Origin of the sequence: Roseixanthobacter pseudopolyaromaticivorans (assembly GCF_043195145.2) — a bacterium.
In the GTDB taxonomy this organism is placed as follows: Bacteria; Pseudomonadota; Alphaproteobacteria; order Rhizobiales; family Xanthobacteraceae; genus NCEH01.
This window is the reverse complement of record NZ_CM195539.1, coordinates 4,808,507-4,830,198: the sequence shown is the minus strand read 5'-3', so window position 1 is coordinate 4,830,198 and position 21,692 is coordinate 4,808,507. Positions and strand designations below refer to the sequence as shown.

Genomic DNA, 21,692 nt, shown 5'->3' with positions numbered 1-21,692 from the left:
CGGACAACGCGGCCCATTCACGCAAGGGGGAACACCCTCATGAACATCCATGAATATCAGGCGAAGGCCATCCTTCGCGACTATGGCGCGCCGGTCTCGCGCGGCATTCCCGCCTTCACCCCGGAAGAGGCCGAGCAGGCCGCGCGCGACCTCGGCGCGAAAGAGGTCGGTGGCCTCGTCGTGGTGGTGAAGTCCCAGATCCACGCCGGCGGACGCGGCAAGGGCACGTTCAAGGAATTGCCCGCCGGCGCCAAGGGCGGCGTGCGCGTGGTGCGCACCCCCGACGAAGTGAAAGCCGCGGCGCGCGAGATGCTGGGCAATACACTGGTCACGATACAGACCGGCCCGGCCGGCAAGCAGGTCAACCGCCTCTATATCGAAGAGGGCGCGGCCATCGAGAAGGAGTTCTACATCTCCCTCCTGGTGGACCGGGAATCCTCTCGGGTATCGTTCGTCGTCTCCACCGAGGGCGGCATGGACATCGAGGACGTGGCCCACAACACCCCTGAGAAGATCGTCAGCTTCTCGGTCGATACCGCCACCGGCATCCAGGCGCACCATGGCCGCCGCGTCGCCGACGCGCTGGCGCTCACCGGCGATCTCGCCAAGCAGGCCCAGGCCCTTACCGCGATCCTCTACAAGGCGTTCGTGGAAAAGGACATGGAGATGCTGGAGATCAATCCGCTGGTCGTCACCAAGGACGGCAAGCTGAAGGTGCTCGACGCCAAGGTCGGCTTCGACGGCAACGCGCTCTATCGCCATCCCGACGTCGCCGCCCTGCGCGACGAGAGCGAGGAAGACGAGAAGGAGATCGAGGCCTCCAAATACGACCTCAACTACATCACGCTGGACGGCACCATCGGCTGCATGGTGAACGGCGCGGGCCTCGCCATGGCCACCATGGACATCATCAAGCTCTATGGACTTGCACCCGCGAACTTCCTGGATGTGGGCGGCGGCGCCACGAAGGAGAAGGTGACGGCGGCGTTCAAGATCATCACCGCCGATCCGGCCGTGAAGGGCATTTTGGTGAACATTTTCGGCGGCATCATGCGCTGCGACGTGATCGCGGAAGGCGTGCTGGCGGCGGTGAAGGAGGTGGGGCTTTCGGTACCGCTGGTCGTCCGCCTCGAAGGTACGAACGTGGACCTCGGGAAAAAGATCATCCGCGAGAGCGGGCTGAATGTGATCCCCGCCGATGACCTCGACGACGCCGCGCAGAAGATCGTGGGCGCGGTGAAGAAGGAAGCTGCGTGATGTCCGTGCTTATCGACGCCAACACCAAGGTCATCACCCAGGGCTTCACCGGCAAGAACGGCACCTTCCATTCCGAGCAGGCGATCGCCTACGGAACGAAGATGGTCGGCGGCACCTCGCCCGGCAAGGGCGGCACCACCCACCTCGGCCTGCCGGTGTTCGACACCGTGATCGAGGCGCGCGAGGCCACCGGCGCCGACGCCAGCGTGATCTACGTGCCGCCTCCGGGTGCGGCGGACGCGATCCTGGAAGCCATCGACGCGGAAATCCCGCTCATCGTCTGCATCACCGAGGGCATCCCGGTGCTGGACATGGTGAAGGTGAAGCGCGCGCTCTCCGGCTCCAAGTCGCGCCTGATCGGGCCCAATTGCCCGGGCGTGATGACGGCGGGCGAATGCAAGATCGGCATCATGCCGGGCAACATCTTCAAGCAGGGCTCGGTGGGCGTGGTCTCGCGCTCGGGCACGCTGACCTATGAGGCGGTGTTCCAGACCTCGCAGGAGGGCCTGGGCCAGACCAGCGCGGTGGGCATCGGCGGCGACCCGGTGAAGGGCACCGAGTTCATCGACGTGCTGGAGCTGTTCCTGGCGGACCCGAAGACCTTGTCGATCGTGATGATCGGCGAGATCGGCGGCTCGGCGGAAGAGGATGCGGCGCAGTTCATCGCGGACGAGGCCAAGCGCGGGCGCAAGAAGCCCATGGTGGGCTTCATCGCCGGCCGCACGGCGCCTCCGGGCCGTCGCATGGGCCATGCGGGCGCGATCATCTCGGGCGGCAAGGGCGGTGCGGAAGACAAGATCGCGGCCATGGAAGCGGCCGGCATCCGCGTCTCCCCCTCGCCCGCGCGCCTCGGAAAGACCTTGGTCGAAGTCCTCAAGGGCTGATCGGATCCTCCGCGCGGCCCCGCCGCGCGGACCTTCATTGAACGGCCGGCCAGGGGCGCGCGAAGCGACGCCGCGCAGCCGGCCCCCTCATCTCATGTCAGGAGCCGCCAGATGGCGAAATGGGTCCGTTTCACGCAGAACGGAAGCACCGGGTTCGGCACGCTGGAGGGCGAGGCCATCGCCGTGCACCAGGGCGACATGTTCGCCGGCGCGACGCCGACCGGCGAGCGGGTGGCGCTCTCCGCTGTGACGCTCGAAGCCCCGAGCGTGCCGAGCAAGATCATCGCCCTGTGGAACAATTTCCACGGCCTTGCCGCCAAGCTCAATGTCGCCGAGCCGGCCGAGCCGCTCTATCTGCTCAAGGCCACCACCTCGGTCGCCGCACCGGGCAGCATCGTGCACCGCCCGCCGGCCTATTCCGGCAAGACGGTCTATGAAGGCGAGCTCGGCATCGTCATCGGCAAGACCGCGAGCAATATCTCAGAAGACGAGGCGGCCGCCCACATCTTCGGCTATACTATCGTCAACGACATCACGGCGGCGGACATCCTGAACAAGGATCCGACCTTCCCGCAATGGGCGCGCGCCAAGGGCTTCGACCAATATGGCCCGTTCGGCCCTTGGATCGAGACGGAATTCGACGCCGCCAGCGCCAGCGTGCGCACCATTCTCAACGGCGCCGAGCGGCAGAACTACCCGCTCGCCGACATGATCTTCCCGCCGCACCGCCTCGTGGCCCTGCTCTCGCAGGACATGACGCTGAACCCCGGCGATCTCATCGCCTGCGGCACCTCGGTGGGCGTCGGCTCCATGAAGGACCCGTCGAACGAAATCGATATCGTCATCGACGGCATCGGCACCTTGAAGAACATCTTCGTGCAATGACCTCCGGCCGGGGGCGTGCGCCCGGTGGCGAATGATGTAAGAGGGTCCCGGAACAGACTTCCGGGACCCTTTGCATGACCGCCCCTTCCGTCCCCGACCCTGCCGTCCCCGACCCCGCCGCGCCTGCGCCGGCCTTCGTCCCGCCCGATCCCGATTTCGCGCAGCGCGTGCGCGACAGCTTTTCCCGCCAGCCCTTCATGGCGACGCTCGGCGCGCAGCTGGGGCGCGTGGAGGCGGGACGGGTGGAGGTGATCCTGCCGTTTGCCGAAGGCCTCACCCAGCAGCACGGCTATTTTCACGGCGGGTCCATCGGCGCGATCGCCGACAGCGCCGGCGGCTATGCCGCATTCACCCTGTTTCCCGCCGATTCGAGCGTGGTCACGGTGGAATACAAGGTCAACATCATGTCGCCGGGCCGAGGCGAGCGGCTCATCGCCCTGGGCGAGGTGCTGAAGTTTGGCCGAACCCTCACCATCACGCGGGTGGAGGTGTTCGCGGAAGCCCAAGGGAAGCGCACCCATTGCGCCAGCGGCACGCAGACCCTGTTCTGCCTCGCCGGCCGCAGCGACACCCGCGCCTGATGCGCTTTCCCACCGCCCTCCAGCCTGCGACCCTGATCCGCCGCTACAAACGTTTCCTCGCCGATGTGGTGTTGGCGGACGGCAGCGAGACGACCGTCCATGTGGCGAATTCGGGCGCCATGAGCGGGCTCGCGACGCCCGGGGCGCGGGTCTGGCTGTCCCGCTCGCCCGTGCTCACGCGCAAGCTGCCGCTGAGCTGGGAGATGGTGGAGGCGGACTTCGGTGCCGGGCTGGAGCTGGTGGGCGTCAACACCATGCATCCCAACGCGCTTGTGGCTGACGCGATTCTGGCCGGCGCCATTCCCGAACTTGCCGGCTACGCCAGCCTGCGGCGCGAAGTGAAATATGGCGTCAACAGCCGCATCGATCTGTTGCTGGAAGGCGAGGGACGGCCGCCCTGCTTTGTCGAGGTGAAGAACGTCCACCTCATGCGTCGTCCCCACCTGTCCGAATTTCCCGATTGCGTCACCGCGCGCGGCACCAAGCACCTGGTCGAGCTGGCGGCCCAGGCCCGGGCCGGGGCGCGGGCGGTGATGGTCTATCTGTGCCAGATCGGCTCGGCGCAGAGCGTCTCCATCGCCCGCGACATCGATCCCGCCTATGGCGCAGCATTCGATCTTGCCCGTATCGCCGGGGTGGAAGCGCTCGCGTTCGCCTGCCGCCTGGATGCCGGCGGCATCGCGGTGGACCGCCCCATTCCCATGCTGGGGTAGAGCCTGCACCGGAGGCGCGGGCGGCATGCAAGGGCGCACGGACACTTGCTTTGCGCGCCGCATGGCCTAAATCTGATGCAAACGCAATCAATGCTGGCGACGCGCGCCGGTTCAGGACCAATGCGATGACCTATGTGGAAGCGGCCCAAGCGCCGCTCAGGAAAACCGGCCATATCAAGCTCTATGGCCCCGCCGCCTTCGAAGGCATGCGCAAGGCCGGCCAGCTGACAGCGCAGGCGCTGGACGCGGTCGCCGAAATGGTCGGCCCCGGGGTCTCGACCGCCGCGATCGACGATCTGATCTTCCAGTTCGCCATGGACCATGGCGCCCTGCCCGCCACGCTGATGTATCGCGGCTATCGCTATTCGGTGTGCACCTCCATCAATCACGTCGTCTGCCACGGCATGCCCAACCCCCGCCCGTTGCGCGAAGGGGATATCGTGAATGTGGACGTGACGCTGATCGTCGACGGCTGGTATGGCGATTCCAGCCGCATGTATGCCATCGGCGAAATCCCCCGCCGGGCCGAGCGGCTGATCGAAGTCACCTATGATTCCATGATGCTCGGCATCGAGGCCATCAAGCCGGGCGGCCATGTGGGCGACATCGGCGCGGCGATCCAGGATTTCGTCGAGCCCCAGCACATGAGCGTGGTGCGCGATTTCTGCGGCCACGGCGTCGGACAAGTGTTCCACGACGAGCCGAACATCGTCCATGTGGGCCGGCGCGGCGAGGGACCGGAGCTGAAGCCCGGCATGATCTTCACCGTGGAGCCGATGATCAATCTCGGCCGGCCCCATGTGAAGGTGCTTTCCGACGGCTGGACCGCGGTGACGCGCGACCGCTCGCTCTCCGCCCAGTTCGAGCATACGGTCGGTGTCACGCAGACCGGGGTGGAAATCTTCACCCTGAGCCCGAAGGGCTATCACAAGCCGCCCTATCTGCCGGCCTGACCATGGCGGGGGAGCCTGAGGACGGCGTCGCCGAAGCCGGCCCCCATTTCCTGGGGCACCGCGACCGCCTGCGCGCGCGCTTCCGCGAGGCCGGTTCGGCCGCCCTCGCGGATTATGAATTGCTCGAACTGGTGCTGTTCCGCGCCGTGCCCCGGCGCGACGTGAAGCCGCTCGCGAAAGCCCTGGTAGAGCGCTTCGGCTCCTTCGCCGAGGTGGTGGCCGCGCCAGCCGCGCTGCTCGCCGAGATTCCCGGCGTGAAAGATGCCATCGTCACCGAGCTGAAGATCATCGAGGCGGCCGCCCACCGCTTCGCCAAAGGCCAGATGAAGCGGCGCCCGGTGCTCTCCTCCTGGAGTTCGGTGCTCGATTATTGCCGCGCCTCCATGGCGTTCGCGGAGCGCGAGCAGGTGCGGGTGCTGTTTCTCGACAAGCGCAACCAGCTGATCGCCGACGAGGTGGTGCAACACGGAACCGTGGATCACGCGCCGGTCTACCCTCGCGAGGTGGTCAAGCGGGCGCTCGAACTCTCGGCCACCGCCATCATCCTGTGCCACAACCACCCCTCGGGCGACCCCACGCCCTCGCGCGCCGATATCGACATGACGCGCAAGATCATCGACATCGCCAAGCCGCTGGGCATCGACGTGCACGACCACATCATCGTGGGGCGCGACGGCCATGCCAGCCTGAAGGGGCTGCGGCTGATGTGAGGCCGGCCGGCGGCACACCTTCGCCGCCAGGCTCACGGTCGCGCAACACCGGAAACATTCGGCAAGCCTCGCGCACGCTTGCGCCCGCATATGGTCGTAACGGTGCCTCATTGAGCGGGCTTGGTGCGCAGATGCAGCTTTTCGGCAGAACATCCATGCCCTTTTGCCTCCCTTCCAGCGCCAGGCGGCGCTCCACGTTGGGCCTGCTAGCACTTGTCGGCGGCGCGGCAACGCTCGCGGGCGAACCGGCGCGAGCGCAATATTATCCTTATCCGCCCACGGTCTATGGCGCGCCTGCGGAGATGCCGCGCATCTATCGCGCGCCGCCGGGCTATACGACCGGAACAGTGATGCTGCCGCCGCAGGAGATCCGCTCCATCGTGCTCAATCTCGGCTATGGCCGGGTCGGGCGGCCGGTGCTGCGCGGGCGCACCTATATGATCGACGCAGTGGATGATCGCGGCCCGCTGATCCTCGCGGTGGATGCCTATTCGGGACTGGTGCAGCAGGCCGATCCCTCCATGTTCGGTCCGCCCGGCGGGCCCTATGGCCCAGCACCTGCTTATGGCGCCGCCCCACCGCCGGGCGCCTATGGTGCCCCTCCCGCTCAAGGGGCCTATGGCGCACCCCAGCAACGCAGCCAGCCGGTGGCGCGTGCCCCACTGCCCAAGCCCCGGCCCGCCGACAGCGAGATCGCCAGCACCTCGGGTCCGGACATCCCGGCGCCCGCCGTGCCGCCATCCGACGACGCTGCGGCCCATGACGATGCGCCCGATACTGCGGAAAATCCCGGTGCCATCGCCGTGGAACCGGCTGAAAGCGCCAATGCGCCGAAGGCTGGAACGCCCGGCCTCGCCTCGCCGAGGCCCAGCATGTCGGCCCCGGTGGTCGGGCAACCGGTCCCGGCTCAAACGCCGGCCGCGAGCAAGCCGCAGACCGCCGCGAACACGCCGATTCCCGCTTTGCCCCCAGCGCCGGCCCAGGGGCCGACGGGCGCGGGATCGGCGACACCCGGGGATGGCGTTTCGGCCGGAACTGCCTCCGTCCTCTCGCGTACGGCGGCGCCCGCCAACTGAGGCCGCTTAAGCGAGGCCCACCTGGGCCAGCGCCGCCGCTTGCCGCGATGCGACGCCCTCCAACGTGAAATCCGCCATCGCCTCTTCGAACAGGCGATGGAAGTTCAGCTCCGCCTTCAGATGCAGGAACACCGCGCCGAGCCCGATGGCCGCGCGATCCATGAACACGAATTCGCGCGGCACCGTCACCGGCCCAAGCTGCTTCAGCGCCGTATGCACCCGGAACGCCTCGCGCCGTCCATATTCGCCGGGCGCCACGCCGTCGGCGATGGTGCGCACGCGATCATCCATGAGCGGCCCATAAATGAAGCGCGCCCAGATGTTCAGCACGTCGATTAATTCGCGCTTGAGGCCCTTGAAGCCCCAGGTCTCATACGCGTGCACCACCCGCGCCTCGTCGTTTGCGAGCAGACCGCGATAGAGATCCATTACGCCGGCGACGAAGGCCGGGGGGAAGATGCGGATGCAGCCGTAATCCAGCAGGTTGATGCCCCCCGGCGTACCGGCTTCATCGGTAAAGACGGTGTAATTGCCGAGATGCGGATCGCCGTGGATCACCCCGAACCGGCTGAACGGGAGCCACCAGGCCGTGAACATGGCCCGCGCCAATCGGTTGCGCTCTTCCAGCGGGTGTTCGGTGAAACCCAGGATCTTCTGCCCCTCCAGCCAGTGTAGGGTCAGAAGCCGGCCGGTGGAGAGATCGGTGCGCACGCTTGGCACGCGCACATGGTCTTGCCCCTCCAGCATCAGCGCATAAAGGGCGGCGTGCTTGGCCTCGCGGCGATAGTCCAGTTCCTCGCGCACGCGCGCGCCGATCTCCCCGGCGATTTCGCGGGTGTCGATGGCAGGGTCCATGCGGCGATGGAGCGAGAAGAGAAGATCCAGCTGGCTGAGGTCCGCCTCCACCGCCGCCTGCATGTCAGGATATTGCAGCTTGCAGGCCAGTTCCTCGCCATCGAGCGCCACCGCGCGATGCACCTGGCCGAGGGAGGCGGCGGCGGCCGGCTTGTGCTCGAACGAGGCGAAGCGGGTTTCCCAGTCGCGGCCCAGCTCCGCCATCATGCGGCGGCGCACGAAGGCCCAGCCCATGGGCGGTGCGTCGTTCTGCAGTTTCTGAAGCTCGGCGGCATATTCGGGCGGCAGCACGTCGGGAATGGTGGACATGAGCTGCGCCACCTTCATCAGCGGACCTTTCAACCCACCCAGCGCCGCGGCCAGCGCCGCCGCATTGCCCTCCCCCGCCTTGTCGAGCCCGAACAGCCGCGTGCCCGCCATGCGCGCCGCGACACCCCCCACGTTGGCGCCCACCCGCGCGTAGCGGGCGGCGCGGGCGGAGAAGCGGTTGCGCTCGGCGTCTTCGGTCATGGGGCGGCTCGCTGTGCCCGGAGGCCGGGCTCAGCCGCGCGCGGTATGGCGGGTGAGTGCCAGCAGCACCAGGAGGGTGAGGGGCGTGAGAATGTCCGTATAGAGAATGGGGCCGGCATTTCCCGCCGCAAGGTTGCCGGTCTCGACAATCTGCACCACATGCCCCACCGCCGCCCCGCCGAGGAAGCCGGCCGCCACCACGGCAACGCCGAGGCGAAAGCCCCAGTTGCCATAAAAGGCCGCGATCACGCCGGCGACGCCCATGCCGAGATTGGCCATGCCCACCTCGAACTGGAACGGGCTCGGCGCCCAGCCGATGGCGCGCGCCGACTCGGCCGCCAAGAACACGTGGCCGAGGAACGCCCACAATCCCATCAGCCCCAGCGGCACCAGGAAGAGGTAGCGCAACAGCCGGTCCGCGACAAAGCCGGGCGGCAAGGGGCGCGGCGCCCGCGCCACGGCGAGGAGCGCGAGCGCCAGGGCAAAGCCCCACGACATCAGGGGAACCCAGAACACCATACGCGCCTCCCTCCATCCCAGCCCGCAAGGTGCCATCGTTTTTCCCACACTGCCAGCCTGCGGCGCCGCTGCGCTTGCCGGCGCGCGCGGCGCAGCCTATGGCAGGATCATGAGCGGATCCGGCAGCGCAAGATCGACCGTGGCGGGGTGGGCTCTCCGCCTCGCGCTCGCCTATGCGCTGCTGCTGCAGATGGTGTTCGCCTCCGCGGCTGCGGTCCAGCATGCCGCCGCCACGGCACCCGATCCCTGGAGCGCCACGTGCGCCGGGCTTGCCTCCACCAATTCGGATTCCCCGACCCAGGCCCCGCACATGGACCTGTGCTGCGTGCTCGGCTGCCTCGCCAGTCCGGCGCCGCTCGCGATGCCGGGCGGGGAGGCCGCGCGCCTGGAACCTGCGTCGCGGGTGACCGCGATCATGTTCGCGGAGCGACCGGTCGCAAGCCCCGCGCGCCATAGCTCCCGGCCCTTCCACGCCCGAGGACCTCCCTCCGCCGTTTGAGCCTGCCCGCAGATCCTCAAACCCGTTGGGAGACGTTCCATGTCCATTTCGTTCGCGCGCACCGCGCCCCTGGGCCTTGCCGCCGCTCTTTTCTTGACCTTTGCCGGCCCCGCCTCGGCCCATGTGACCCTGGCCGAAGGACAGGCGACTTCGGGCACCTCCTACAAGGGCGTGCTGAAGGTGCCACACGGCTGCGGAGACGCTGCCACCACCGCCATCAAGGTCAGCATTCCCGAGGGCGTGGTGACGGTGAAGCCGCAGCCCAAGGCCGGCTGGACCCTCGCCTTGGAGACCGGCCCCTATGAGAAGGCCTATGAGGTGATGCACGGTGGGCCGGTGAAGGAAGGGGTGAAGACCATCACCTGGTCCGGCGGCAATCTGCCCAACGCCTATTATGACGAGTTCGTCTTCATCGCCTATCTCGCGCCCCAGCCGCAGGCGACCAAGCTGTATTTCCCGGTGCTGCAGACCTGCGAGGGCGCGAGCGCCGACTGGTCGGAAATCCCCAAGGACGGCGCCCCCATGCCGTCGCGTCCGGCGCCCGCGCTGAAACTCGCGGCGGCCAACGCCCCCGCCGCAGCATCCGCCGTCAAGGTCGGCACGCTCACCATCGAGCAGCCCTGGGCCCGCGCGACCCCCGGCGGCGCGAAAGTGGCCGGTGGCTATCTGAAGATCACCAATACGGGCACCGTGACGGACAAGCTGGTGGGCGGCTCATTCGAGCGGGCCGGCCGCTTCGAAGTTCATGAAATGAGCATGAACAACGGCGTCATGACCATGCGACCGGTCTCGGGTGGCCTCGAGATTCCCCCCGGCGCCACCGTCGCGCTGGCGCCCGGCGGCTATCATTTGATGCTGCAGGATCTCAAGCAGCCGCTGAAGGAAGGCGAGAGCGTGAAGGGCACGCTGACCTTCGAGAAGGCGGGCACGGTGGACGTGGTGTTCGACGTGCGCGGCATCGGCGCCGGCGCGCCCACGGGCGGCGGCATGGGCGCGATGGAGCATCAGCACTGACCGCCTGAGTGCGGCGCGGCCTCACGCGGCGGCGAACAGCGGCCGCTCGCGCTGCAATTCCTCGCGCATCACCTCCCGCGCCAGAACCAGCGCGGGGGACAGGCTCTCGGCCCGTCCGTAGAGCGCAAAATCCACGCACGGCAGCACCGCGGTGCCGAGACCCGTCACCGTCACGATATCGGCCCGCCGCGCGCGGGCCGTACGCACCGTCACCCCGATCCCCGCGCCGACTGCGGCCAGCAGCCCCGGCAGGCTCGGGCTGGTGAAGGCGATGCGGAATGCCCGCCCCGCCGCATTGAGGGCGGAAATCGCCGCATCCCGGAACACGCACGGCGCCTCGAACACCAGCAGCGGCACCGGTGCATCCGCGGCAAGGCGCAGGTCGCGCGCGCCGAGCCATTCCATGGGTTCGCGCGCCAGGTCCAAGGCGGGAAGATCGCTTTCACCGCGAAACCCCGCGGCAAGGTCGAGAGTGCCTGCCTTCAGGCCCGCCATCAGGCGCCCGGTGGAGGCCACCTGCACCGTCAGCGGCGCGCCAGGCAGCACGGCGGACACGCGCTCCAGAATGCGCTGCAACGCCCCTTCCCCCACGTCCTGAACGAAGCCGAGACGCACCGGCTCGGACCCCGCGCCGGCGGCATGATGGCCGAGCACGCGGTCGTTGAGATCGAGCAGCGCGCGGGCATCGTCGAGGAAGGCGGCACCGCGCGCCGTGAGCGCGACGCCCCGCCCGCGCCGCTCCAGCAAGGCGAAGCCCAGCGTGTCCGACAGCCGGTCCATCTGGAGGCTCACGGCCGATTGCGACCGCCCGACCCGCGCGCTTGCGGCCGAGACCGAGCCGAGAGTGGCGACGGCAACGAAGCTGCGGAGAAGATCGAGATCGAGATTGCGGCTCATATTATGAGAATATCGAAATCATTGATCCCGATAAATCAATTTTTCATCAAATGATGTGCGGCGCTACGGTTATCTCATCCCACACGGAGACCTGACCGATGCCCATTCTGCAAGCGAAGCTCTCTGGCCAGAGCGATGCCGCTATTGCCGCCACCGCCGCCGGAACCCTTTCGGCCCTCACCGCCAAAATCCTGCGCAAGGACCCAGCTCTTACCTCGGTGGCGGTGGATTTCCTCGATGCCGGCTTGTGGTTTGTCGGCGGGCGAAGCTTGGCCGACGCCGGCCTCGCCAGCTTCTGGCTGGACATAGCGGTGGTGGATGGCACCAACACCAAGGACGAGAAAGCGGCCTATATCGCCGCCGTGTTCGCCGCCATGGGCGACCTGCTCGGCCCCCTGCACCCGGAAAGCTATATCCTGGTGCGCGAGGTGAAGGCGGACGCCTATGGCTATGGCGGGCGCACCCAGGAAAGCCGCTATGTGGAGAAAACCCTAAAGGCGGCCTAGGCGCCCCTGCGCGGGGCGGGAAGGCTCAGCCTTCGATTTCCTCGCGCAGGATTTCCAGCCGCAGCCATTCTTCTTCCGCGGCGTCCAATTCCTTCTGCACCTTGGCGAGCGCAGCCGAGGTGCGCTCGAACGAGCCGGGATCGCGCTCGTACAGCACCGGGTCGGACAGGACGGCGCCCAGCTTGTCGGCCTCGTTGCGCAGCTTGTCCAAGGTCTTGGGCAAGGTCTGGAGCGCATGCTTCTCGTGGAAGGTCAGGCGCCGCTTCTTGCCCTCGTCGGCAGCGGCGCCGGCCTTGGGAGCAACTTTTCCCCCCGTCTTCGCGGGCGCGCTCTCGCCGCGCTTTTCCTTCGCCTGCACGCCGTGGCCGCGCTGGTTCACCATGTCGGCATAGCCGCCGGCATATTCGGTGAACACGCCCGCCCCTTCCGCCGCGATCACGCTAGTGACGGTACGGTCCAGGAAGTCACGATCATGGCTGACCAGGATCACAGTGCCGGGATAATCCGCCACCATTTCCTGCAACAGGTCGAGAGTTTCCAGATCGAGATCGTTGGTCGGCTCGTCCAGGATCAGCATGTTGGACGGAAGAGCCAGCGCCCGCGCCAGCATGAGCCGCCCCCGCTCGCCGCCCGACAGCACGGACAAAGGCGAGTTCGCCTGGTCCGGGGTAAACAGGAAGTCCTTGAGATACCCCATCACATGCTTGGGCACGCCGCCGACCATCACCTGGTCGCTGCCGCCGCCGGTGAGGGCGTCGCGCAAGGTGGTGTTGGGGTCGAGCGCCGCACGCTTCTGGTCGAGCGACGCGATTTCCAAATTCGCCCCGAGGCGCACCGTGCCGCTGTCCGGGGCGAGTTCTCCGGTCAGCATCTTCAGCAGGGTGGTCTTGCCGGCGCCGTTCGGGCCGACGATGCCGATCCGGTCGCCGCGCACGATGCGGGTGGAGAAATCCGTGACGATGGGGGCGCCGTCGTAGGATTTGGAGATGCCCTTGGCTTCGATCACCAGCTTGCCGGAGGTTTCCGCCTCGGTGACCGTGATCTTCACATTGCCCTGGGCGCGGCGCTCCTCGCGTCGGTCGGTACGCATGGACTGCAGCAGGCCGAGGCGCCGCACATTGCGCTTGCGGCGGGCGGTGACGCCATAGCGCAGCCAGTCCTGCTCGGCGACGATCTTGCGGTCGAGCTTGTGGCGGTCGGTCTCTTCCTGCTCCAGCACCTGGTCGCGCCAGGCCTCGAAGCTGGCGAAGCCCTGGTCCAGCCGGCGGGTCGTGCCTCGGTCCAGCCAAATGGTGGCGCGCGACAGATTTTGCAGGAACCGCCGGTCATGGCTGATGACCACGAGCGCGGAGCGCAGCGACTTCAGTTCGCTTTCCAGCCATTCGATGGCGGGCAGATCCAGATGGTTGGTGGGCTCGTCCAGCAGCAGCACGTCCGGCTCGGGCGCGATCACGCGCGCCAGAGCGGCCCGGCGCGCTTCGCCGCCGGAGAGGTGGGCCGGGTCCTCGCTTCCCGTTAGGCCGAGCTGGTCCAGCAGATACTGGGCCCGATACTCCTGGTCGCCCGGCCCGAGGCCGGCTTCCACATAGGCGAGCGTCGTCGCAAAGCCGGAAAAGTCCGGCTCCTGCGGCAGATAGCGGACGGTGGCGCCCGGCTGGAAGAAGCGAACGGCGGCGTCGGCCTCGATCAGGCCCGCGGCCACCTTCAGCAGGGTGGATTTGCCCGACCCGTTGCGCCCGACGAGGCACAGCCTTTCGCCCGGCGACACGGAAATCTCCGCGCCGTCGAGCAAGGGGGTGGCGCCGAAGCGCAGATGGACGTCTTGAAGCGAAATCAGCGGTGGGGCCATGGCGTGGACTTAGTGGGTTTTGCCGGCGGATGGAACCCATCCGCGCCCGCAAAGGCACCAAGACCCGCCATGGGCACAGCAAACCGCGCTTCCGGCCGGACGCTTGCGCGCGCCGCAGCCGGGACGTCTGCTTGATTTCAGCTTAGTGGACGGTCGCTTCGCCGCGCAGCCGGGCGATCTGATCCTTCAGCAGGAGCTTGCGACGCTTGAGTTCGACGACCCGCAACGGGTCGGTGGAGGCGTGATTGAGTTCACGTTCGATGGCCATCTGAAGGGCTGCGTGACGACGCTTCAGCTCTTCGAGGTGCGACTGGACGGACATGCTTTTCGTCTCCCTGTCTGCAACGAACGATAGTCTGTCATGGAGGCGGCAAAGAGTCCAAGGGCTATTTTTACGCGCCTTCCAGCCTGCGGCGCCGTGCGGCTTGCGGCTTGGGGAGGCGGTGCGGTATGCGAGATAAGGCAGCTCGGACCGCGACGGATATGGCATGACCAGTGACGAGGAACGGGAGCTGAAATTGCTGCTGGAGCGCCTGCGGCAGGAGCATCGGGACCTGGATGCCGCCATCGACGCGCTCACCGCGGTGACCGGCTCGGATATTCTGCAAATCCAACGGCTGAAGAAGCGCAAGCTCCAGTTGAAAGACAGAATTTCCCACCTGGAAGACGAGCTTTTCCCGGACATCATCGCGTAAAAAAGCCCTCCGGACAAACCGGAGGGCTCCATTCATCTTGATCGGTGAAGCAAAAGCTCAGATTTGGCCCAGCATGACCTGCGCCGAGGAGACGTCGGCCTTGGAGGGAACGTCCTCCACATTGAGCGACTTCACGACGCCGTCCTCCACCAGCATGGAATAACGCTTGGAGCGTACGCCAAGGCCGGCCATGGAACCGTCGAAGGTCAAATCAAGCGCCCGCGAGAATTCGCCGTTGCCATCAGAGAGGAATACGATCTTCCCATCAGCGCCGGAGGCTTTTTCCCACGCGCCCATGACGAACGGATCGTTTACGGACACCACGGCGATGGTATCAACGCCCTTCGCCTTGATCTCATCCGCGCGCGAAACATAGCCCGGAAGATGATTCTTGTGGCAGGTGGGCGTGAAAGCGCCGGGGACGGCGAAAAGAACGACGCGCTTGCCCTTGAAGACATCGTCGGTCGTCTTGGGAACCGGGCCGTCTTCCGTGGAAACGCGGAAGGTCGCCGCGGGCAGGGTATCGCCGATTTGGATTGCCATTGGTGGTTTCTCCGCAGACTTATCGGCGCTCTTCGGCCGAATGCGGCGCAGAATAGGGGGATTTCCGCGCGATGAAAGTCGCGATCTCCGTCCCGCCGTCATTTCCCCTTGAGCGGCACCGTTGCCTCCACCGATTTGTCGGAATCCACCAGCGTGAGGCGCACCTGCTTGCCCTGCCATGTCTCCCCGGAAGGCAGGCCGTCGAGTTCCAGGGTGAAGCGGGCTTCCCCGTTCGGACCGAAGGTGCGGCTGGGCAGGGGGAGCGCCCATGTATTGTCGGGGCCTTCCACGAACAGGTCGGCCTTCTCGGAAGACACGGTCGCGGTCACCACCAGTAACGGCGCCGGCGCACGGGCGTTGCCCGGATTGGCCTCGGCGGGCGATGCTTCCTGGGCGATGACCTCGGCCGAGAGCAGCGCCGGCGCAGGGCCTGCGCCCAGGGCGACAGGAGCCGGCACCCGCGCGCGCGCCGCGGCAAGAGCCGCATTGGGGCCATCGCCGGCGGCGGGAATATCCAGGCTGGCCTCGGCATGCACCGGCACGCACAAGGCTTCGCACACGGCGAAATCCAGCGACAGGTCGAGACGCGCCGAGCGGCCCGGTTCCGCGAGCCGCACCCGTAGTGGCAGCAGCACGCTGCCGCCCTTGTAGCCGATGGAGAAACCGCTCGCGCCATCGGAGAAGCGCTTGGGCGCGGGGAAAGCGACATCCACCCGCGCCACGTTGCGTGAGCCGCTCCAGTCGAACCGGGGGGGCACGCCGCTGTCGCCGGGATACCGCCAATAGGTCTTCCAGCCCGGCGCGAGGCGGATCTCGATGCCGGCTTCCACCACGCCATCCGTCACCGCGCCGGAAATCAGGCGCATGTCGGCATTCTGCGCACTGCTCCACGGGGTTTCGGCCGCTGCCAGCGGCGCCGGCGGCGCGAGGAGGGCCAGGGAGAGGGCCGGTGCCAGCACCAGCAGGGGAAGACGAGGAAACATCATGCCGTGCGCCTACAGCCTCCCGCCCGCAAGCGCAAAGGGGCGGCGCGCACTTTCATGTGACGGCACAACGATGTGACCTCTGATTGCGCCAATGTGGCAGCATCCATGGCCGGTTCACCGTTTTCAAATCCGGCAGGCCGGGTTAGGCTGTGGGGATGATGGTCGATCGCAAGGCCTTTTCCCTCGGCGCCCCGCCGGATTTCCTCGACGGGCAGATGCTTATTGCCATGCCGTCCATGCAGGACGAGCGTTTCTCTCGCGCCCTCATCTATGTCTGTGCCCATTCCAACGAAGGGGCGATGGGCATCATCGTCAACCAGGCGGCCTCCCACATCAATTTCGCCGACCTCTTGGTGCAATTGGATGTGGTGCCGGAAGATGCCCGCATCCTGCTGCCGCGGCGCGCCGGGGCCGTCAAAGTGCTGCGCGGCGGCCCCGTGGAGACGGGGCGCGGCTTCGTGCTGCATTCGTCGGATTATTTCATCGAGAATTCCACCTTGCCCATCGACGGCGGCATCTGCCTGACGGCGACGCTGGACATCCTGAAAGCCATCGCCGGCGGCACCGGGCCGCATAGCGCGGTGCTGGCGCTCGGCTATGCCGGATGGGCGCCGGGACAGCTGGAGACGGAGATCCAGGCCAACGGCTGGCTGCATTGCCCCGCCGATCCGGACCTGATCTTCGGCGAAAGCATCGAGACAAAATACGATCTCGCCCTGCGCAAGCTCGGCATCGATCCCGGCATGCTCTCCAGCGACGCGGGCCACGCCTGACGCGGGCATCCGGCGGCCCGGCGGGGCCACGGCTCCGGGGGGGCGCACGTGGCACGCCCTCCTATTCGGCAGCGGCGCGGCGGCGGCGGTCCTTGGGGGTAGAGGGCTCGAACAGGGCGCGGCACTCCTCCGTGGTCAGCGGCTCGCCGAACAGGATGCCTTGCGCATATTCGCAGCCGAAGCGCGCCATCTCCGTGGCCTCGGCTTCCTTCTCCAGGCTTTCCGCCACCACTTCCATGCCGAGCTGATGGGCGAGGGCGACGATGGAGCCGACGATGATCGGCCGGGCCGCGCGCGCCGCGCCCTTGGCGCTGTCACGCACGAAGCGCTGGTCGATCTTGATGGTGTCGAACGGGAAGCGCTGGAGATAGGCGAGCGCCGACTGGCCGGTGCCGAAATCGTCCAGGCACAGGCCGGCGCCCAGTTCCCGGATGCGGGCCAGCATTACCGCCGCATATTCCGGGTTTTCCATCACCAGGCTCTCGGTGACCTCCAGCTTCAGCGAGCCGGGCGCCACCGCATTGCGGGCGAGGACGGCTTTCAGATCCTGGATCAGATCGTGCCGCAGCAATTGGCGGGACGAGACGTTCACGTGCATGAACAAAGGCGGGTCCACACGCACCAGGCGCTGCCATTGGCCGAGCTGGCGTGCCGCATGCTCCAGGGCGAACAGGCCAAGATCGAGGATCAGCCCGCTTTCCTCGGCCACGGGCAGGAAATCGGAGGCGGCCATTTCCCCCAAGGTGGGATGGCGCCAGCGCATGAAGGCCTCGAACCCGCCGATGGCCCGGTCGTGCATGCGCACGATGGGCTGGTAGCGCATGAAGATCTCGTTGCGCTCCAGCGCCTGCCGCAGCTCGTTTTCGAGCGAGACATGGTCGATCTTCTGCTGGCGCATGGCGGGACGGAACACCTCGATACGGTCGCCGCCGATGCGCTTGGCATAATACATGGCGAGTTCCGCGTCCTTCAGCACCTCGCTGCGCTTGCTCTGCTCCTGGCCGGGCAGGACGAGGCCGATGGAGGCGGTGATGAACACCTCCTTCTCGGCGAAGGTGATGGGCGCGCGCAGGGAACGGCGCATGGTGTCGGCGAAGGTGGTGATGCGCTCGGGATCACGCTCGGACATCAGGATCATGCCGAACTGATCGCCGGAAATGCGCGCCAAGGTATCCTGCGGCTTCAGCAGCCGCATGAGGCGGCGGGCGACCGTGAGCAGGATCGAATCCCCCACCCCCATGCCGACCGAGACGTTCACCTGCCGGAAGCGGTCGAGATCGATGACCATCACGGTCGGCTTCAGGCTCTCGTCCATCTTGGCGAAAGTGAGCGCCTGGTCCAGCCGGTCGAGGAACAGTTCGCGATTGGGCAGGCCGGTAAGATTGTCGCGCACCGCGTCGTGCAGCAGGCGCTCGGCGGCGATGCGCTCGCCCGTGACGTCAATGAGCGTGCCGATGCAGCGCACCACCTCACCGTCCGCCCCCACCACCGGGCGGGCGCGCAGGTTGAAGGTCATGTAATGGCCGTCGATGGCGCGCAGGCGGAAATCCTGGTCGATGCGACCGCGGCGCTGCTCGATGATGCCGTCGAGGGTGGCGCGGAAACGGTCGCGATCTGCGGGGTGAAGCACCTCCAGCCAGCCGGCCGCCTCGGTCTCCAGCGAACGGCGCTTCAGGCCCAGCGCCTCCTCCGCCTCGGGTGAGGTGTAGATGCGGTCGCTGTCCACATCCCAGTCCCAGACGATATAGCCGGAGCCCGCCAGCGCGAGCGCGCGCCGCTCCAGATCGGATGTCGAGCCCTGCACCGCGCCGAGGCCGGCGAAGGCGTGCTGCATCACCGTAAAGCCGATGAGCATGACGATCAGCACCAGGCCGCCGGACAGGGCCGGGGCGACGAGGTCGTTGGTGACGAGGCCGGCGACGGTCAGGCCCGCCATCACCACCCACACCACCAGCAGCAGCCAGGTGGGGATGATCAGCACCGCGCGGTCATAGCCGTGCTGGGACAGCCAGATGACCACGCCGAGCCCGGCCACCGCCACTGCCAGCAGCGAGAGGCGGGCGATGCCCGCCGCCATGGGCGCGTCGGCCAGCGCCACAGCCACCAGCGCCGCCAGGAAGGCGAGCCATCCGGCGGCCACGTGCATGTAGCGCACGTGCCAGCGGTTGAGATTGAGATAGGCGAACAGGAACACCAACAAGGTGGCGGTGAGGATCGCCTCGCCCGCGGCGCGCCAGAATTGCTCGGCCACGGGCGAAAGCCCGAACACCTTGGACCAGAAGGAGAAATCAAGCCCGATATAACCGAGCACCGCCCACGCCAGCGCGGCGGCGGCGGGGAACATGACCGAGCCCTTGACCACGAACAGGATGGTCAGGAACAGCGCCAGCAGGCCGGCGATGCCGATCACGATGCCATGGTACAAGGTGAAGCTGTTGACCTTGTCCTTATAGGCGTTGGGTTCCCACAGATAGAGCTGCGGCAGGTTCGGCCCGGCGAGCTCGGCGACGAAGGTGACCGTGGAGCCTGGATCCAGCGTGATGGTGAAGACATCCGCGTCGGGCGCCGCCTCGCGCTCCGGCTTGAAGCCCTGGCTGGGCGTCAGGGAGAGGATGCGGCGATTGCCGAGATCGGGCCAGAATAGGCCCGAACCCACCATGCGATAAAACGGCGCGACGATCAGGCGGTCCACCTGCTCGTCGGTATTGTTGGCCAGCGCGAAAGTGACCCAATTGCCCTGCGGCCGGCCGTCGGTGGTGCGCACCTCAATGCGGCGCACGATGCCGTCGGCACCCGGCGCCGTGGACAATTGGATGCGGTCGTTGTCGGTGTGCTGGCGTTCGACGGCGGGCAGGAGGTCCGTGACCTTGGCATCGAGACGGACGGCGATGGTCTCGACGGCATGCGCCGCCGGCGCACCGAGCCCGAGAACCGCCAACAGTGCGATGCAAAAGACAATCGTAGAACGCAACGGCAAACCTCCGCACCCGGCTATTCGCCAGGCCGAACGCGCATGACTAGCGCTCGGATGCGGCGCGAGCAAGGCATAGCCGACGCTATGCCTGTTGCGGCGCATCACCAACGGGCGCTGTCGGCTCACGCGACGGTCAGCATGATTTTGCCGATATGCGCGCTGGTGTCCATGCGCGCGTGCGCCTCGCTCGCCTTCTCCAGGGGGAAGGTGCAATCGATCAGCGGTCGCACCGTACCGGCGGCGATCAACGGAATCACATGCTGGGTCAAGGCGTTCGCGATGGCTTCCTTGTCCGCGACCGGGCGCGCCCGTAGGGTGGAGCCGGTATGCGTCAGGCGCTTCAGCATCAGGCGCATGAAGTCGATATTCACCTTCGAGCCGTCCTGGAAGGCGATCTGCACGATCCGCCCTTCCACCGCCGCCGCCTCGTAATTGCGCTGGATATAGGCGCCGCCCACCACGTCGAGAATGACGTTGGCACCCTTGCCGCCGGTCGCGCTCTTCACCTCGGCGACGAAATCCTGGGTCTTGTAGTCGATGGCGAGATCGGCGCCGAGCTTGAGGCAGGCCGTGCACTTTTCCGCGGAACCCGCGGTGGTGATCACCGTGGCGCCGAACGCCTTGCCGAGCTGGATCGCCGTGGTGCCGATGCCGCCCGTGCCGCCGTGGACCAGCAGCGTCTCGCCGCGCTTGAGGCCGCCCCGGTCGAACACATTGCTCCACACGGTGAAGAAGGTTTCCGGAATGGCCGCCGCTTCCACCATGGACAGGCCCTCGGGCACCGGCAGGGCGGTCGCCTCGTGGCTCAGGCAATATTGCGCGTAGCCGCCACCGGTGACGAGCGCGCACACCGCATCGCCGAGCTTGAAGCGCGTCACTTCGGCGCCCAGGGCCACGACGATGCCGGCGATCTCCAGGCCGGGAATGTCGGACGCGCCGGGAGGAGCGGGATAAAGCCCGCGCCGCTGCACCACGTCCGGGCGGTTCACGCCGGCGGCTTCCACCTTCACCAAAATCTCACGCGCGCCGGGAACCGGCACGGGCCGCTTGCCGGGCACGAGCACCTCGGGGCCGCCGGGGGTGGTGATGTTGATGGCGATCATGGTGGCGGGAAGCGAGGAGGATTGTGTCATGGCGCGGTTCCGGAAGGGAGCGGGAGGCGCCCGACCGTGACGGTGCGGGACGGCAGAGAGGGACCGGCGCGGCAGCGCCGGGGTTAGCCCTACTATCCCATGCCGGGCGGGGAAAAAACGGAAAGATGGACGCGCGGGGCGCGAGCGGCTTTTATCCGCCCGACGATCCGGAGCGGGCCTGCCTGTCTTCGGGATGCTTTCGGTTCAGCGGCCGGCGTTTCAGCCGGCGTTTCACCGGCCAGCCGTGCAACGGCCAGGAGTGCGCGCCATGGACGACGACCGCCCCATCGCCCCGAAACCCTCTGCGGTGCTCGCCCCGGCAGACCTCGACCGGCTCTCCGTGGATGAGATCGACGCCCGCATCGTGCTGCTGCGGGAAGAGATCGACCGGCTGGAGCGGGCCAAGGCGGCCAAGATCGCCTCGCGCGATGCCGCCCATTCCGTGTTCAAGTTCTGAACCGGGCGCTTCGCCTCCAGGGCGGCGCGCGTCGGCGCCGAGCGCCCAGGCTCCAGACATGGCAAAGCCGGCTCGGATGAGCCGGCGCAAGAGCGTGGCAAACAGGCCGCGCGCGGGGTTCGAAAGACGGCGAAGCGGTGCGACCGAGCCCCGCAGGACGCGGCGCCGCACCCCGTGCGATCAGCCCTTGAGCAGGCCGCCGAACTTGTTCTTGAAGCGGGAAACACGGCCGCCGCGGTCGAGCAGCTGCTGGGTGCCGCCGGTCCAAGCCGGGTGCGTGCGCGGGTCGATGTCGAGCTGAAGGCTGTCGCCCTCCTTGCCGAAGGTCGATCGCGTCGTGTACTCGGTGCCGTCAGTCATCACCACCTTGATGAAATGGTAATCGGGGTGAACGTCGCTCTTCATGGGTTGCGTCCTTCTCGC

24 protein-coding genes are annotated in these 21,692 nt (G+C 67.2%); 14 read left to right on the top strand and 10 right to left on the bottom strand.

Annotated elements, in window-relative coordinates; translation table 11 throughout:
• Positions 1-39: 39 nt before the first annotated feature.
• The 8 genes from sucC to V5F68_RS22510 all read left to right on the top strand — a co-directional run bounded on the left by sucC (position 40) and on the right by V5F68_RS22510 (position 7,059).
• On the top strand, positions 40-1,257 hold the full coding sequence (gene sucC, locus V5F68_RS22545; protein WP_509274588.1) for an ADP-forming succinate--CoA ligase subunit beta: 1,218 nt from the start codon (positions 40-42) through the stop codon (positions 1,255-1,257).
• Positions 1,257-2,141 (top strand): succinate--CoA ligase subunit alpha, encoded by an 885-nt coding sequence (gene sucD, locus V5F68_RS22540; protein WP_509274403.1) that lies wholly within the window; start codon positions 1,257-1,259, stop codon positions 2,139-2,141. The genes sucC and sucD overlap by 1 nt, the downstream gene beginning before the upstream one ends.
• A 111-nt stretch (positions 2,142-2,252) precedes the next feature.
• On the top strand, positions 2,253-3,026 hold the full coding sequence (locus V5F68_RS22535; RefSeq protein WP_394015183.1) for a fumarylacetoacetate hydrolase family protein: 774 nt from the start codon (positions 2,253-2,255) through the stop codon (positions 3,024-3,026).
• 74 nt (positions 3,027-3,100) lie between these two features.
• Complete coding sequence (locus V5F68_RS22530) at positions 3,101-3,607, top strand: PaaI family thioesterase (protein ID WP_394015184.1); 507 nt, start codon at positions 3,101-3,103, stop codon at positions 3,605-3,607.
• Complete coding sequence (sfsA, locus tag V5F68_RS22525; protein WP_394015185.1) at positions 3,607-4,320, top strand: DNA/RNA nuclease SfsA; 714 nt, start codon at positions 3,607-3,609, stop codon at positions 4,318-4,320. Before V5F68_RS22530 ends, sfsA begins: the two co-directional genes overlap by 1 nt.
• Before the next feature lie 125 nt (positions 4,321-4,445).
• Positions 4,446-5,273, top strand: coding sequence for a type I methionyl aminopeptidase (gene map / locus V5F68_RS22520; RefSeq protein WP_348845498.1), 828 nt, complete (start codon positions 4,446-4,448; stop codon positions 5,271-5,273).
• Between the two features lie 2 nt (positions 5,274-5,275).
• Positions 5,276-5,983 carry a RadC family protein gene (radC, locus tag V5F68_RS22515; protein ID WP_394015186.1) on the top strand — a complete coding sequence of 236 codons (708 nt, stop codon included), beginning with the start codon at positions 5,276-5,278 and terminating at the stop codon, positions 5,981-5,983.
• A gap of 197 nt (positions 5,984-6,180) precedes the next feature.
• Positions 6,181-7,059 (top strand): hypothetical protein, encoded by an 879-nt coding sequence (locus V5F68_RS22510; RefSeq protein ID WP_394015187.1) that lies wholly within the window; start codon positions 6,181-6,183, stop codon positions 7,057-7,059.
• 6 nt (positions 7,060-7,065) lie between these two features.
• Here V5F68_RS22510 and V5F68_RS22505 read toward each other — a convergent pair whose 3' ends face one another.
• The gene (locus tag V5F68_RS22505) at positions 7,066-8,424 is read right to left on the bottom strand and encodes an ABC1 kinase family protein (protein WP_394015188.1); all 1,359 of its coding nucleotides are present in this window, start codon (positions 8,422-8,424) and stop codon (positions 7,066-7,068) included.
• Positions 8,425-8,454: 30 nt separating this feature from the next.
• Positions 8,455-8,943, bottom strand: a complete 489-nt coding sequence (locus V5F68_RS22500; RefSeq protein ID WP_394015189.1) for a DUF6790 family protein — start codon at positions 8,941-8,943, stop codon at positions 8,455-8,457.
• Between the two features lie 109 nt (positions 8,944-9,052).
• On the opposite strand from V5F68_RS22500, the gene V5F68_RS22495 reads away from it, so the two are divergent.
• On the top strand, positions 9,053-9,442 hold the full coding sequence (locus V5F68_RS22495; RefSeq protein ID WP_394015190.1) for a hypothetical protein: 390 nt from the start codon (positions 9,053-9,055) through the stop codon (positions 9,440-9,442).
• Positions 9,443-9,481: 39 nt separating this feature from the next.
• Positions 9,482-10,456, top strand: coding sequence for a DUF1775 domain-containing protein (locus V5F68_RS22490; protein ID WP_394015191.1), 975 nt, complete (start codon positions 9,482-9,484; stop codon positions 10,454-10,456).
• A 21-nt stretch (positions 10,457-10,477) separates the two neighbouring features.
• Here the strand turns inward: V5F68_RS22490 and V5F68_RS22485 are convergent, their stop codons facing one another.
• Positions 10,478-11,353, bottom strand: a complete 876-nt coding sequence (locus V5F68_RS22485) for a LysR substrate-binding domain-containing protein (RefSeq protein ID WP_394015192.1) — start codon at positions 11,351-11,353, stop codon at positions 10,478-10,480.
• A 98-nt stretch (positions 11,354-11,451) separates the two neighbouring features.
• Here V5F68_RS22485 and V5F68_RS22480 point away from each other — a divergent pair, with 98 nt between their 5' ends.
• On the top strand, positions 11,452-11,859 hold the full coding sequence (locus V5F68_RS22480; protein WP_394015193.1) for a tautomerase family protein: 408 nt from the start codon (positions 11,452-11,454) through the stop codon (positions 11,857-11,859).
• A 25-nt stretch (positions 11,860-11,884) separates the two neighbouring features.
• Here the strand turns inward: V5F68_RS22480 and V5F68_RS22475 are convergent, their stop codons facing one another.
• Positions 11,885-13,708: an ABC-F family ATP-binding cassette domain-containing protein gene (locus V5F68_RS22475; protein ID WP_394015194.1), complete on the bottom strand. Its 1,824-nt coding sequence runs from the start codon at positions 13,706-13,708 to the stop codon at positions 11,885-11,887.
• A gap of 142 nt (positions 13,709-13,850) precedes the next feature.
• Positions 13,851-14,030: a YdcH family protein gene (locus V5F68_RS22470; RefSeq protein ID WP_394015195.1), complete on the bottom strand. Its 180-nt coding sequence runs from the start codon at positions 14,028-14,030 to the stop codon at positions 13,851-13,853.
• A gap of 166 nt (positions 14,031-14,196) precedes the next feature.
• Here V5F68_RS22470 and V5F68_RS22465 point away from each other — a divergent pair, with 166 nt between their 5' ends.
• Positions 14,197-14,403 carry a YdcH family protein gene (locus V5F68_RS22465; RefSeq protein WP_348845510.1) on the top strand — a complete coding sequence of 69 codons (207 nt, stop codon included), beginning with the start codon at positions 14,197-14,199 and terminating at the stop codon, positions 14,401-14,403.
• Between the two features lie 57 nt (positions 14,404-14,460).
• Here V5F68_RS22465 and V5F68_RS22460 read toward each other — a convergent pair whose 3' ends face one another.
• Entirely contained in the window at positions 14,461-14,946 is a 486-nt protein-coding gene (locus V5F68_RS22460) for a peroxiredoxin (protein ID WP_348845511.1), read from the bottom strand.
• A 98-nt stretch (positions 14,947-15,044) separates the two neighbouring features.
• Complete coding sequence (locus tag V5F68_RS22455; protein ID WP_394015196.1) at positions 15,045-15,932, bottom strand: protein-disulfide reductase DsbD domain-containing protein; 888 nt, start codon at positions 15,930-15,932, stop codon at positions 15,045-15,047.
• Positions 15,933-16,087: 155 nt separating this feature from the next.
• Here V5F68_RS22455 and V5F68_RS22450 point away from each other — a divergent pair, with 155 nt between their 5' ends.
• Entirely contained in the window at positions 16,088-16,705 is a 618-nt protein-coding gene (locus V5F68_RS22450; RefSeq protein WP_348845513.1) for a YqgE/AlgH family protein, read from the top strand.
• A 61-nt stretch (positions 16,706-16,766) separates the two neighbouring features.
• Here the strand turns inward: V5F68_RS22450 and V5F68_RS22445 are convergent, their stop codons facing one another.
• The gene (locus V5F68_RS22445; RefSeq protein ID WP_394015197.1) at positions 16,767-19,676 is read right to left on the bottom strand and encodes an EAL domain-containing protein; all 2,910 of its coding nucleotides are present in this window, start codon (positions 19,674-19,676) and stop codon (positions 16,767-16,769) included.
• Between the two features lie 125 nt (positions 19,677-19,801).
• Positions 19,802-20,812 carry an NAD(P)H-quinone oxidoreductase gene (locus V5F68_RS22440; protein WP_394015198.1) on the bottom strand — a complete coding sequence of 337 codons (1,011 nt, stop codon included), beginning with the start codon at positions 20,810-20,812 and terminating at the stop codon, positions 19,802-19,804.
• Between the two features lie 268 nt (positions 20,813-21,080).
• On the opposite strand from V5F68_RS22440, the gene V5F68_RS22435 reads away from it, so the two are divergent.
• Positions 21,081-21,269 carry a DUF1192 domain-containing protein gene (locus V5F68_RS22435; protein ID WP_394015199.1) on the top strand — a complete coding sequence of 63 codons (189 nt, stop codon included), beginning with the start codon at positions 21,081-21,083 and terminating at the stop codon, positions 21,267-21,269.
• A 180-nt stretch (positions 21,270-21,449) separates the two neighbouring features.
• On the opposite strand, the gene rpmE is transcribed toward V5F68_RS22435, so the two are convergent.
• A complete protein-coding gene (gene rpmE, locus V5F68_RS22430) occupies positions 21,450-21,674 on the bottom strand; it encodes a 50S ribosomal protein L31 (RefSeq protein WP_348845517.1) in 225 nt (74 codons plus the stop codon).
• Positions 21,675-21,692 lie beyond the last annotated feature (18 nt).

What these genes read in the sequence shown, in the direction of transcription:
- sucC (WP_509274588.1), top strand. Translation starts at nt 40, where the DNA reads ATGAACATCCATGAATATCAGGCGAAGGCCATCCTTCGCGACTATGGC.
- sucD (WP_509274403.1), top strand. Translation starts at nt 1,257, where the DNA reads ATGTCCGTGCTTATCGACGCCAACACCAAGGTCATCACCCAGGGCTTC.
- V5F68_RS22535 (WP_394015183.1), top strand. Translation starts at nt 2,253, where the DNA reads ATGGCGAAATGGGTCCGTTTCACGCAGAACGGAAGCACCGGGTTCGGC.
- V5F68_RS22530 (WP_394015184.1), top strand. Translation starts at nt 3,101, where the DNA reads ATGACCGCCCCTTCCGTCCCCGACCCTGCCGTCCCCGACCCCGCCGCG.
- sfsA (WP_394015185.1), top strand. Translation starts at nt 3,607, where the DNA reads ATGCGCTTTCCCACCGCCCTCCAGCCTGCGACCCTGATCCGCCGCTAC.
- map (WP_348845498.1), top strand. Translation starts at nt 4,446, where the DNA reads ATGACCTATGTGGAAGCGGCCCAAGCGCCGCTCAGGAAAACCGGCCAT.
- radC (WP_394015186.1), top strand. Translation starts at nt 5,276, where the DNA reads ATGGCGGGGGAGCCTGAGGACGGCGTCGCCGAAGCCGGCCCCCATTTC.
- V5F68_RS22505 (WP_394015188.1), bottom strand. Translation starts at nt 8,424, where the DNA reads ATGACCGAAGACGCCGAGCGCAACCGCTTCTCCGCCCGCGCCGCCCGC.
- V5F68_RS22500 (WP_394015189.1), bottom strand. Translation starts at nt 8,943, where the DNA reads ATGGTGTTCTGGGTTCCCCTGATGTCGTGGGGCTTTGCCCTGGCGCTC.
- V5F68_RS22495 (WP_394015190.1), top strand. Translation starts at nt 9,053, where the DNA reads ATGAGCGGATCCGGCAGCGCAAGATCGACCGTGGCGGGGTGGGCTCTC.
- V5F68_RS22490 (WP_394015191.1), top strand. Translation starts at nt 9,482, where the DNA reads ATGTCCATTTCGTTCGCGCGCACCGCGCCCCTGGGCCTTGCCGCCGCT.
- V5F68_RS22485 (WP_394015192.1), bottom strand. Translation starts at nt 11,353, where the DNA reads ATGAGCCGCAATCTCGATCTCGATCTTCTCCGCAGCTTCGTTGCCGTC.
- V5F68_RS22480 (WP_394015193.1), top strand. Translation starts at nt 11,452, where the DNA reads ATGCCCATTCTGCAAGCGAAGCTCTCTGGCCAGAGCGATGCCGCTATT.
- V5F68_RS22475 (WP_394015194.1), bottom strand. Translation starts at nt 13,708, where the DNA reads ATGGCCCCACCGCTGATTTCGCTTCAAGACGTCCATCTGCGCTTCGGC.
- V5F68_RS22470 (WP_394015195.1), bottom strand. Translation starts at nt 14,030, where the DNA reads ATGTCCGTCCAGTCGCACCTCGAAGAGCTGAAGCGTCGTCACGCAGCC.
- V5F68_RS22465 (WP_348845510.1), top strand. Translation starts at nt 14,197, where the DNA reads ATGACCAGTGACGAGGAACGGGAGCTGAAATTGCTGCTGGAGCGCCTG.
- V5F68_RS22460 (WP_348845511.1), bottom strand. Translation starts at nt 14,946, where the DNA reads ATGGCAATCCAAATCGGCGATACCCTGCCCGCGGCGACCTTCCGCGTT.
- V5F68_RS22455 (WP_394015196.1), bottom strand. Translation starts at nt 15,932, where the DNA reads ATGATGTTTCCTCGTCTTCCCCTGCTGGTGCTGGCACCGGCCCTCTCC.
- V5F68_RS22450 (WP_348845513.1), top strand. Translation starts at nt 16,088, where the DNA reads ATGATGGTCGATCGCAAGGCCTTTTCCCTCGGCGCCCCGCCGGATTTC.
- V5F68_RS22440 (WP_394015198.1), bottom strand. Translation starts at nt 20,812, where the DNA reads ATGACACAATCCTCCTCGCTTCCCGCCACCATGATCGCCATCAACATC.
- V5F68_RS22435 (WP_394015199.1), top strand. Translation starts at nt 21,081, where the DNA reads ATGGACGACGACCGCCCCATCGCCCCGAAACCCTCTGCGGTGCTCGCC.
- rpmE (WP_348845517.1), bottom strand. Translation starts at nt 21,674, where the DNA reads ATGAAGAGCGACGTTCACCCCGATTACCATTTCATCAAGGTGGTGATG.